Source organism: Aeromonas sp. QDB68 (genome assembly GCF_027707405.1).
Taxonomy (GTDB): Bacteria; Pseudomonadota; Gammaproteobacteria; order Enterobacterales; family Aeromonadaceae; genus Aeromonas; species Aeromonas caviae.
On sequence record NZ_JAPCIQ010000099.1, the window covers coordinates 1 to 12,063 of the forward strand.

Genomic DNA, 12,063 nt, shown 5'->3' on the forward strand with positions numbered 1-12,063 from the left:
CCGGAACCAGTGATTGGTTCCGGATTGTCCTACAGCAGAAGGATCGGTCAATGGATCCTTAACTGATCAGCATTGCCGCATGGCGGGGCTTTTTCTGTTCACTGCCCCGCCCTTTCTTAATCCATGTCAATTCCCAGGCAGACGGCGCTTGCCAGGCCTTGACCTTCTCCTTTCGGCAAGGTTTAGATTCGGCCCATCCGTCACAGGGAAGCCACCCATGCTCTCATCGAGATTGCCCACCACGTTCATCGCCCGGCTATTGCTGGCGCTGGTGCTCGTCTGCAATCTGACCCTGTGCATCAGCTGGCATGGCGCGGCCACCGCCCTCCCGGGTGAGACCCAGGATGCCCTTCCGGCATCCTCCCCCTTGTCTCATGCGCTGCACGAGAGCCCGCCTGTGCAGCACGCCGCCATGAACCATGGCCAGGCCGACACAATTCCCCTCTCCTGCCATTCGGGCACCATGAGCCAGAGTGCCCCGTCTGGGGGGGAATGCCAGATGCAGGCCGGCTTCTCCGGTGCGGCCAATGCCCCGCCCCTGCTCGGCATGCTGTTGTCACTGCTGCTGATCCCCCTGCTGCTGCTCCCCTCTTCGTGGCATGTCGGCTCCCTGCTCGACAACTGGCTGAGGGATCCCTTCCTGCGCCTGCGCGGTACCCATCCCCCCTCCTGGCCCAGACGGCATCTGATGCTCTCTGTGCTGCGCCATTAGAAACCTCTTCTACCCCAGCCTGGGCAATGGTTCGCCATTGCAACAAGTGCCGTGCACCGGCCGACTCGTCGGCAGTGCTCCGTTTGCCGCCCAACCCGTTCGCTGTGATTCGAGTGTTGCGTGACGCAGGTGCGTGAATAACGCCTCTGCCCCGCCCCTGGACACGACGCTCATGCAGGAACCCGGTCAGGCGGCCTGATAGAAGAGAAGATGTAACCATGTCATCAGCCAAGATTTTCGCCGTTGCCGGCGCCCGCGCCTCCCGTTCGACTCGTGCCGGAGGCCTGCGATGAACAAGACCCTGATCCTGTCGACTCTGATGCTCGTCCTCGGGGCTGGCGGCGGTTACTGGGCCGCCACCAAGATGGGCGGCGCTACTACCGCCAAGGAGAAGGCCCCCCTCTACTGGGTCAATCCCATGGATCCCCGCGACAAGCGCGATGCCCCCGCCAAGGACAACATGGGGATGGACTTCATCCCCGTCTATGAAGAGAAACAGGGCGGCTCGCCGGGCACCGTTACCATCAGCCCCGAGATCCAGCAGAACCTGGGGGTGCGGCTGGCCAAGGTGGAAAAACTGCCCGTCCACCAGCAGATCGAGACGGTGGGCTATGTGGGATATGACGAGGAGCGCCTCGAAGCCATCAACTCCCGGATGGCGGGCTGGATCCGCAACCTCGCCATCAAGAACGAGGGGCAGCAGGTGGCCAGGGGCAGCTTCATCTACGATCTCTACGCCCCGGATCTGGTGAACGCCCAGCACGAGTACCTGCTGGCGCTCAATACCACCAACCCGCTGCTGCTGCGCGCCGCCGAAGGCAAGCTCAAGTCCCTGCAGGTACCGACGGATCAGATAGCGGCCCTCAAGCGCACCCGCAAGGTGCAGGAGACGGTGCGCATCTATGCCCCGAGCAGCGGCTATGTCTCCGAGCTCAAGGTGCGTGAAGGCCAGTATGTGGAGCCCGCCGCCCCCCTCTTCAACATCAGTACCCTCAAGCAGGTGTGGGTGAGCGCCGAGGTGTTCGAGCGCCAGGCCGCCCAGATCAAGGTCGGCGATCCGGTCACCATGACCCTGGACTATGCCCCGGGCCGCCGCTGGCAGGGTCGGGTGGACTACCTCTACCCGACGCTCGATGCCAGTACCCGCACCCTGCGGGTCCGCCTGCGCTTCGACAACCCGGACGAGTTCCTGAAACCCAACATGTTCGCCAAGGTGAGCATCGGCACCGGCAAGGGGGAACCCCGCCTGGTGGTGCCGAGCGAAGCGGTGATCCGCACCGGCAGCCAGGACCGGCTGGTGCTGGCGCTGGGAGATGGCAACTTCAAGTCGGTGGCCGTCACCCTGGGCCCCCAGTTTGGTGACAAGGTCGCCATCCAGGAGGGGGTCGAAGCCGGTGACAGCATCGTCAGCTCGGCCCAGTTCCTGCTCGACTCAGAATCGGCCATCGATTCGGACTTCCAGCGCATGACGGCGGTGCGTCCCATGCAGGTGTGGACCCAGGGCCAGGTGCAGAACATCGATCTCGCCGGGCGTACCCTCGGCATCTCTCACCAGCCCATTCCCGAGTGGCAGTGGCCCGCCATGGAGATGGACTTCACCGTGGCCGACGGCGTGGACATCAGCCAGCTGAAACCGGATCAGACCCTGCATCTGCAGGTGGAGCAGGAGGGGGACGAGTACCGCATCATCCAGATCCATGTGGAAGACAAACCGGCAGCAGACGAGCCGATGAAAGAGGCCAAGGGCGAGATGCCAGGCATGGAAGGCATGGATCACAGCCAGCACCAGATGGGGGATAAATCATGATCCCGGCCATGCTTCGCTGCATTGAGCACAAACCCAATCGGCTGCCAGCCCACCGAATGAGAGGAGCCCAGTCATGATCCCTGCCATCATTCGCTGGTCCGTCGGCAACCGCTTCCTGGTGCTGCTGCTGACCGTCATGCTCACCGCCTGGGGCCTCTGGTCGGTCAAGCAGACCCCGGTGGACGCCCTGCCGGATCTCTCCGACGTCCAGGTGATCATCAAGACCTCCTACCCGGGCCAGGCGCCCCAGGTGGTGGAGGATCAGGTGACCTACCCCCTCACCACCGCCATGCTGGCGGTGCCGGGGGCCACCACGGTGCGCGGCTACTCCTTCTTCGGCGACTCCTTCGTCTATGTGCTGTTTGACGACGACACCGACCTCTACTGGGCCCGCGCCCGGGTGCTGGAGTATCTGAGCCAGGTGGCCCCCAATCTGCCCGCCGGGGCCCAGCCCCAGCTCGGGCCGGACGCCACCGGGGTGGGCTGGGTCTACCAGTACGCCCTGGTGGACAAGAGCGGCAAGCACGATCTCAGCGAGCTCACGTCACTGCAGAACTGGTTTCTGAAATACGAGCTGCAGACGGTGAACGGCGTATCCGAAGTCGCCACTGTGGGCGGCATGGTGCGCCAGTACCAGGTGCGGGTCGATCCGGACAAGCTGCGGGCCTACGGCATTCCGCTCTCCCTCATCGAGACCGCCATCAAGCAGGGCAACCAGGAGACCGGCGCCTCCGTCATCGAGATGGCGGAAGCGGAGTACATGGTTCGTTCGAATGGCTACCTCAAGAGCGTCGAGGATCTGAAGCAGATCCCGCTCGGCACCAATGTGCGGGGCGCCCCCCTGCTGCTGGGTGACGTGGCCGACGTGGTGACCGGTCCCCAGAGCCGGCGCGGTATCGCCGAGCTCAACGGCGAAGGGGAAGTGGTGGGCGGCATCATCGTCATGCGTTTTGGCGAGAATGCCCAGCACACCATCGACGGGGTCAAGGCACGGCTGGCCGAGCTCAAATCCAGCCTGCCCGACGGGGTGGAGATCGTCACCGTGTACGATCGATCCGACCTTATCCAGCGCGCCATCGACAACCTCTCCGCCAAGCTGGTGGAGGAGTTCGCCGTGGTGGTGCTGGTGTGTCTCGCCTTCCTGTTCCACCTGCGCTCGTCGCTGGTGGTGGTCATCACCCTCCCTATCGCGATTTTGACCGCCTTTATCGTGATGCACCTGCAGGGGATCAACGCCAACATCATGTCGCTGGGGGGCATCGCCATCGCCATCGGCGCCATGGTGGACGGCGCCATCGTGATGATAGAGAACGTCCACAAGCACATGGAGCGGGAGGCGCTCACCGACAAGAACCGCTGGCGGATCATCACGGAGGCGAGCATCGAGGTGGGGCCGGCGATTTTCTTCTCCCTGCTCATCATCACCATGAGCTTCCTGCCGGTGTTTGCCCTGGAGGCGCAGGAGGGACGGATGTTCCACCCGCTGGCCTACACCAAGACCTACGCCATGGCCGCCGCCGCCGCGCTCGCCATCACGCTGGTGCCGGTCATCATGGGCTATTTTATCCGCGGCAAGGTATTGCCCGAGCAGGCCAACCCCCTCAACCGTGGCTTGAGCCAGGCCTATGTGCCCCTGCTCAATGCCGTGCTGGCCCGCCCCAAGACCACCCTCGCCGCCGCCCTGGTGGTCACGGTCGCGGGTTTCTGGCCGCTCCAGCACCTGGGCTCCGAGTTCATACCGCCGCTCGATGAGGGGGACATCATGTACATGCCCACCACGGCGACCAACATCTCGGTGGGCAAGGCGCGGGAGATTTTGCAGCAGACCGACAAACTCATCCGCACCGTGCCCGAGGTACAGAACGTGTTCGGCAAGGCGGGGCGCGCCGACTCGGCCACCGACCCGGCGGATCTGGTGATGATGGAGACCAGCATCCAGCTCAAGCCCCGCGATCAGTGGCGTCCCGGCATGACCCCGGAGAAGCTGAAAGAAGAGCTCGACTCCCTCATCCGCTTCCCCGGCCTCACCAACGCCTGGGTGCCCCCCATCAAGACCCGTATCGACATGCTGGCCACCGGCATCAAGACCCCGGTGGGGATCAAGATCGCCGGCCCCGACCTCAAGGTGGTCCAGCAGATTGGCCAGCAACTCGAGCAAATTGTCGGCAAGGTGGAAGGCGCTGCCTCCGTCTACGCCGAGCGGGTGGCGGGCGGTCGCTACGTCAAGGTGGATATCGATCGGCTCAAGGCGGCCCGCTACGGCCTCAACATCGCCGACGTGCAGGCGGTGCTCGCCACCGCGGTGGGCGGCATGGACGTGGGGCAGACCATTGAGGGGCGCGAACGTTACCCCATCAACCTGCGCTATCCCCAGAGCTATCGCGATTCGGTGGCCAGCCTCGAACTGCTGCCCCTGGTCACCCCCAAGGGTGAGCGGATCGCCCTGGCGGACGTGGCCCGGGTCTACATCAGCGACGAGGCGCCCATGCTGCGCAGCGAAAACGCACGCCTCAACGGCTGGGTCTACGTGGACATCCGTGGCCGCGACATCGGCTCCTTTGTGGCAGAGGCCAAGGCCGAGGTGGACAAGCAGCTGGTGCTGCCACCGGGTTACGCCCTCACCTGGTCAGGTCAGTACGAATACATGGAGCGGGCCATGGAGCGCCTCACCTACGTGGTGCCCCTGACCCTCGCCATTATCGTGCTGCTGCTCTATCTCGCGTTTCACCGCTTCCAGGAGGTGCTGCTCATCCTCACCACCCTGCCGCTGGCGGTGGTCGGGGGGATCTGGGCCGTCTGGCTGCTCGACTTCAACCTCTCGGTGGGCGTCGGCGTCGGCTTCATCGCCCTGGCCGGGGTGGCCGTGGAGACGGGGGTGCTGATGCTGGTCTACCTCAACCACGCCTGGGACGATCTGGTGGCCAGCGGCAAACCGGACAAGGCCGGCCTGCACCAGGCGGTCATTCACGGCGCCGCCCTGCGCCTGCGCCCCAAGATGATGACGGTGGTCACCATCATCGCCGGCCTTCTGCCCATCATGTGGAGCCATGGCACCGGCTCGGAGGTGATGCAGCGAATCGCCGCCCCCATGATCGGCGGCATGGTGACGGCGCTGGTGCTGACCCTGCTGGTGCTGCCCGCCGCCTACTACCTGTGGCGCAGCCGCACCCTGAAAACCCTTGAACACACGACGTCGCAGACGGATACCCCGACTGCACCCTGATCAACCGGACAACACAAACAAGGAAACCATCATGAACTACAAGACGCTGACGCTGACCCTGCTATTGGGCCTCGCCACCCACACCGGCCTGCAGGCCGAGGAGATGATGAACCACGAAGGGCACGACATGAGCCAGATGGGGGAGATGGGCCAGATGGAGGGCATGGATGGCATGGAGGAGAAGGTGATGACCAAGGGGGTCATCAGCCGTATCGACACGCAAAACGGCAAGGTAGGCATCAAGCACGAGGCCATCGCGAACCTCAAGATGCCCCCCATGACCATGGTCTTCCAGGTGGCCGATCCCGCCCTGATGGAAGGGTTCAAGGTCGGGGATGCGGTGAGCTTCCACGCCGAAAGTCCGGCTGGAAAGCTCACGGTGACGAAGCTGCAGAAGCAGTAACCACTCACAAGGGCAGTAAAAAAACGGCGGGTTGAACCCGCCGTTTTGTTGTCTGCTTGTCAGCGCCGGGCCGATCCTCAGCCGCGAATGTGGTCGATAAAGGCGTCGATCTGCTCGCGGCTGCAAGCCGGGTTCATGAATACCGCCTTTTCCCCGGCGATGTAGGAGTAACGGCCGCGCGCGTCGTAATCGGAGCGGGCCACCGCCTCCACCCAGTTGGTGTAGAGCCCCACCTTGCCGCGCCCGGTGAAGAGGCTGCGGTGGTATTCGGTGTTGCGTGCCAGCCGCGCCTTGTAGGCGGGGTCGGGACTGCGGGCCAGCTCGAAGGCGAACTCGGCCTCCGGATCCTGCACCCACTCGGGGTTGTAGATCTTGAAGCCCACGCTCGGCCCCTGGTTCTCCTGGGCCACCAGCTTGACGTTGCCGAGCTGGCTCAGACGGAAGCGGAAGTAGTTGGCGTTTTGCAGGCAGTGGGCCAGCACGGTGCGATACCCCTCGACCCCCAGGTAGTTGAGGGCCGCGTAGGCACCGAACAGGCCGCTCGCCCCGCGGGAGCACTCGATGGTGGACTGCAGGTGGGTGTGGCCCTGGATGTCGCGCTCGAAGTAGGAGAAGTTCTCCGGATCGTTCTCCATCGCCTTGAGGTCGTTCTGCTCCTTGATCATCACCAGGCTGGAGGTGTAGGGCACATAGCCCCACTTCTGGAAGTCGACGGTGAACGAATCGGCGTATTTGAGCTCGGCAAAGCGCGCCACGTTGCGCTCGATGCCGGCCAGGGTCGCGGCGTTGATGGCCAGGGGGTTGGCGGCAAAGTCGTAACCCAGGAAGAAGATCATCGACCAGCCGATGGCGGCGTCCACGTGGATGTGGGGCTTGACCGCCACCTCGAAGCGCTCGCACAGGCGATCCCGCAGGTCCACCACGGGTTTGACCTGATCCACCCCGAAGGTGTCGGTGGTACCCATGGTGAGCATGATGGTAGGCACCACGTGCTTCAAGGCAAAACAGGCGGTCAGGGTGCGCTCGAGATCCGCGAGATCGATGTCGTTGTTCTCCCCGACCTGGATGCGGATGGTCTTGTTCTCGATGTCCACCCCGAGCAGGGAGAGGTTGGTGATGTTGGAGTAGTGGCCGCCCTGGGAGTTGATGATGCGGTAGTCCTGATAGTGGCCGAGCCCCTTGTGCTTGGCTTCCGGCAGGCTCTTGCGAATGCCGAGCAGGTAGCCGTAGAGGTTACAGAAGGTCCCCCCCTGGGTGAAGATGCCGGTGGCGCGGGCCGGGTCGTAACCCGCCAGCAGTGCTATCTGGCGCACTACCTTCTTCTCCAGCTCCTCGGCCACCCCGGCGTATTCGGAGTAGACCAGGTTGGGGTTGGCCAAAATGCCCATCTGGGCGCCGTAGATGGCGGGATCCGCCGACATGGTGATGACGTTCTCGACGCTGGAGGGGTTCTCCCAATCCTTTGACAGGGCGCCGGCAAACAGCAGCTCCGTCATGGGCTCCCCCGGGGTACGCATCTGCGCGGGCACCGGCATGGTCTCGCAGAGATCCGCGAGACGGGCGCGGCCATCTGGCCAGGCATTGAGGCGCGCGTCCGGCGCCAGTCCACGGGCGCGAAACTCGTTGAGGGTGGCAAAGCCGGGCTCGCGAAACACCGGCCAGAGGTCGGGGTTGCGTGAGAAAAAGTGGGCTTTGACGGTGGCAAAACGGCGGGCGAATTCGGGGGAGACGGCGTTGACGCCCTCATCTTTCAGATAGACCAAGTGATTCATTTTTATACCATTGATACTGCTGAGGTGCGGTTTTTATACTCCAGTGACACCTCTATCAACAGAGACAATAACTAATGGTCTGCCCTACTTTTTGTCATGTTGGCGCCCTGATGGGCGCCGCGCCCCCTCTCCCCTCTTTTTTCCTGTTCATCTTGTGATCCTGGTCATGGGCAAGGTCAGCGCAGGGCGGTCAGCAGCCATGCCGAAAACCCTTCCAGCTCGGAGTTGGCCGAAAACGTCGCCCGCCACTGACGCAGCAACTCGTCGATGGCGTCGGGACGATAGGCCACCCCGGGCAGGCGTGCGGCCAGGTCATCCAGGGGCGCAGGGTCCAGGGTGTCACTGAAGATCTGTGCCCGTCCTATCACCCCCTTCTCCACGTCGAAATGAAGCTCGACCCCGCCCCAGGGGAAGCGCTCCTCCAGCAGGTGGCTGAAGGCGGGAGCATGGCCGAAGTTCCACTCCCAGCTGCGTTGGCGGGCAAAAGTCTCGGCAAAGCCGGGCAGGTCGGGCATCCGCTCGGGGGAGATATGCTCGGGCGGCACCACCTCACCGTAATGGGCAAAGAAGGCGTCGCACAGGGCCTGTACCACCTGCTCATGATCCAGACCAGGCAGCAGCTCGCCAAGGTTCGCCACCCGGCTTCTCACCGAACTGATGCCCTTGGCCGCCAGCTTCTTGGGGTCGGGATTGAGGTAGTGGGCAAGGCGGCCGAGATCAGCATCCAGCAGCAGGGTACCGTGGTGAAAGCCGCGATCATGGTTCTCCCGGTAGGCCGAACCCGACACCTTGCGATCCCCGTCCGGGGTCGCCACCAGCAGGTCGTTGCGCCCGGAGGCAAAAGCGCTCACGCCGAGTCTGGCGAGGGCATCGATGACGATGGTGGTGGAGACGCTCTTGTCATAACCGGGCTTGCCCGCCATGAAGGTGAAACAGCTGTTGCCAAGGTCGTGGAACACGGCGCCACCCCCGCTGCTGCGCCGGGCCAGGGTCACCCCGTCCTCTTCCATGCGGCGGGTGTTGCACTCCTTCCAGGGGTTCTGGGCCCGGCCTATCACCACCGTATTGTCGTTGCGCCACAGGAACAGCACCCGCTGGGCCGGGTCCATCTGGCGAAAAATGCACTCCTCCACCGCGAGGTTGAACAGGGGATCGTGGGAGTCGGAGAGCAGCAGGCGCAAGGAAGACATGACAGGACCTTCTCGGAAAACAGGAAACGGATGACTACCATACCACCCTGAACGAAGGAAGGCGTCCCCCGACCGCCACAGGTCGACATCCGATCGGGGCAAGAGCATCAACTTCTGATACGACAGGAGAAGACAAGAGGGAGTCGCCGAAAACACGCAGTTTATCATTAACAGGCGAGAAGAGAGGCGGCAGCCACCCCTCCTGGAATGACACCTTATGCCCTTGTCACCGGGCCGGTGACGGGTTGACAAGGTTTCAAAACGAGCCGTGACGCCCATTGACGTGATGAATGACACAAAAATGACTTTTACTGCCTCCCGCGCCCCATCTTATTGGGGCCTGCTCCCCTTGCGAATGGCAGGAAATTGTTTGACTCTAGCCAGAAGAGCACCTCCCGAGAGAACAGCGGTATGACGGAGTCCGATGCATCTCGCCAGCCTGTACGCTGGCTTCTGCCTTTCTGGGTGATGATTGCCACCCTGACCACGGCTCCCCTCAGGGCGGATGAGCGCGTCATCCTGCAACTTCCCTGGCAGCACCAGTTCCAGTTTGCCGGTTACTACGCCGCCATCGCCAAGGGGTTCTACCAGGAGGTCGGCCTGCAGGTCACCCTGCGGGAGGCGGGGCCGGGCACCGACGTCATCAATGAAGTCACCACGGGTCGTGCCCAGTTCGGCATCCGCGGCAGCGATCTGCTGCTGGCCCGGACAGCAGGCCGCCCTGTGGTGGTGCTCGCCGCCATGTTGCAGCACTCCCCCCTGATGCTCATCACCCTGGAGCGGCCGGATATCCAGACTCCGGGCGATCTGGCCAACAAGCGGCTGATGCTCGAACCCGGCTCCAACGAGCTGCTCACCTACCTGCATCGCTACACCCGCAGCCGGCAGTGGGATACCCTGCCCTACGAGCGGGGGGTACAGGCACTGCTGAGGGGCCAGGCGGACGCCATCAGCGCCTACAGCACAACCGAGCCCTTCACCCTGCAGCAACAGGGCATTCCCTACCGGGTGTTCAGTCCCCGCGACGTCGGGTACGACTTCTACGGAGACAACCTCTTCACCTCGGAAAATGAAGTCTTCAACCAGCAGGAGCGGGTCCAGCGCTTCTTGCAGGCCAGCCTCAAGGGGTGGCGCTATGCCATGGATCATCCCGAGGAGATGATCAACCTGATCCTGGAGCACTACCCCAGCGGGGCCGGGCGCGAGGCGCTCGCCTTCGAGGCCCGTGAAACCCGGGCCCTGATGCAGCCCGACATCATCGAGCCCGGCTACATGCAGCAGGATCGCTGGCAGCAGATCGCCCGCACCTACCAGGAGGCCGGGATGATCAAGGCGGTGCCCAACCTCACCCCCTTCCTCTACAACAGTACCCAGGCGAGCCTTCGCCAGCAGCGCCAACTGCTCGACAGGAGCGTGGCCATCGCCATGCTGATCTCCTTCTCCCTGCTGGCCCTGCTCGGCGTCTTCCTGCACCTCTATCTGCGTCTGCGGGAAGAGGCCAGTGACCGACAGCGGCTCACCCGGGAACTGGCCCAGCGCGAGCAGCACTACCGTTTCGTGGCGGAGAACAGCGGCGACGTGATCTGGACCATGGACACCGACAGCCTGCGTTTTCGTTACATCAGCCCCGCCATCGCGTCCCTGAGCGGCTATGAGCCCGCCGAACTCTTTGCCCTCTCCCTGCGCCAGCTGCTCCCCGATGAGTCCTGGAAACAGCTTCGCGACGGCATCACCGCCTCCCTCGAGGCCTGGCAACGGGGGGATCATGGGCAGACCCGGTGCGTCATCCACTCCCAGCTGCGCCACAAGCAGGGTCATCTGGTGGCCATCGAGACGGTCACTACCTTGCATGGCAGCGCCAGCACAAGACCCGATGCCATTTTGGGGGTGACCCGGGATGTCACCGAACGTTCGGCCCGGGAGGAGATGATGCGCCGCCTCGCCTTCTATGACCCCCTCACCGGCCTGGCCAACCGCCGCCTGCTGCAACAGCGGCTCAAGGAGACCCTGGAGCAGGCTCCCCAGCAGCCCCTGGCCCTGGTCTTCATCGATCTCGACCACTTCAAGCCCATCAATGACACCTTCGGCCACGAAACCGGCGACCTGCTGCTCAAGCTGGTGGCCGAGCGCATGGGGGAGTGCGTCAGGGAAGAAGATCTGGTGGCACGCCTTGGGGGGGACGAATTCGTCATCATGCTGCCCGATACGGATGCCTCGGCCCTCGCGGTCGCCGACAAGCTGCACCACTGCCTGCATCACCCCTTCCAGCTTGAGCAGCAGGCGCTGCGCATCTCCGGCAGCATAGGGGTCGCCCTCTATCCGGATCACGGCACCGACCCCAAGACCCTGATGCACCACGCCGATCAGGCCATGTATCAGGCCAAGCACCATGGCCGGGGCAGGGTCTGCCTGTTTTCCACCGGGCAGGATCCCCTCCCCGGCACCCTGCAATGGCAGCCCGCCCACGCATGCGGCCACCCCCGCATCGATGCGGACCACCGCCAGCTCTACCTGCTGGCCAACCGCTTGCTCGAGCACATGCAGGATCCCGGCATCCATCCGGATGCCTTGCTGGCAGACATGGCGCAGATATTCGAGATGGCGCGCCAGCACTTCCTCCTCGAAGAGCAAGTCCTCGCGCAATATGGCTATGAGGAGCTGGCGGCCCATCGCCAGGAGCACCAGCATCTGCTGAAAAAAGCCGGTCAGCTGATGGCGGCCGCACAGGCGGGCACCCTTGGCAACGACGCCCTGCTCAACTTCATCATCCAGGAGCTGGTCGTGGGTCACATGAGCCAGGCGGATCGCCGTTATTTCCCCCTGATGAAAACCTGCGATGCCCGCGAGGCGGTGTGATGCCAGAAAACAGGGGGCACGTGCCTAATGCCGATCAGTTAAGGATCCATTGACCGATCCTCAGGCTGTGTAAGAATCCGAAACTCCTTGTTGGGTTTCG

General features: G+C 63.6%; 7 protein-coding genes. 5 read left to right on the forward strand and 2 right to left on the reverse strand.

Annotation, left to right across the window (positions count from 1 at the left end):
* The first annotated feature begins 217 nt into the window (after positions 1–217).
* From PG892_RS19085 to PG892_RS19100, 4 genes are all read left to right on the forward strand, one after another.
* Positions 218–712: a hypothetical protein gene (locus tag PG892_RS19085; RefSeq protein WP_052815050.1), complete on the forward strand. Its 495-nt coding sequence runs from the start codon at positions 218–220 to the stop codon at positions 710–712.
* A gap of 289 nt (positions 713–1,001) precedes the next feature.
* A complete protein-coding gene (locus PG892_RS19090; RefSeq protein WP_270825701.1) occupies positions 1,002–2,519 on the forward strand; it encodes an efflux RND transporter periplasmic adaptor subunit in 1,518 nt (505 codons plus the stop codon).
* A gap of 73 nt (positions 2,520–2,592) precedes the next feature.
* Positions 2,593–5,742 (forward strand): efflux RND transporter permease subunit, encoded by a 3,150-nt coding sequence (locus PG892_RS19095; protein ID WP_052815048.1) that lies wholly within the window; start codon positions 2,593–2,595, stop codon positions 5,740–5,742.
* A gap of 31 nt (positions 5,743–5,773) precedes the next feature.
* Positions 5,774–6,145, forward strand: a complete 372-nt coding sequence (locus tag PG892_RS19100; protein ID WP_043759198.1) for a copper-binding protein — start codon at positions 5,774–5,776, stop codon at positions 6,143–6,145.
* Between the two features lie 77 nt (positions 6,146–6,222).
* Here PG892_RS19100 and PG892_RS19105 read toward each other — a convergent pair whose 3' ends face one another.
* Together PG892_RS19105 and PG892_RS19110 are read right to left on the reverse strand one after the other, a co-directional pair.
* Positions 6,223–7,917, reverse strand: a complete 1,695-nt coding sequence (locus PG892_RS19105) for a pyridoxal phosphate-dependent decarboxylase family protein (RefSeq protein ID WP_052815047.1) — start codon at positions 7,915–7,917, stop codon at positions 6,223–6,225.
* Positions 7,918–8,093: 176 nt separating this feature from the next.
* Positions 8,094–9,107, reverse strand: coding sequence for a lipoate--protein ligase (locus PG892_RS19110; protein WP_052815046.1), 1,014 nt, complete (start codon positions 9,105–9,107; stop codon positions 8,094–8,096).
* 468 nt (positions 9,108–9,575) lie between these two features.
* Between PG892_RS19110 and PG892_RS19115 the strand changes: the two genes are divergently transcribed.
* Positions 9,576–11,963, forward strand: coding sequence for a diguanylate cyclase domain-containing protein (locus PG892_RS19115; RefSeq protein WP_236729441.1), 2,388 nt, complete (start codon positions 9,576–9,578; stop codon positions 11,961–11,963).
* The last annotated feature ends 100 nt before the right edge of the window (positions 11,964–12,063 follow it).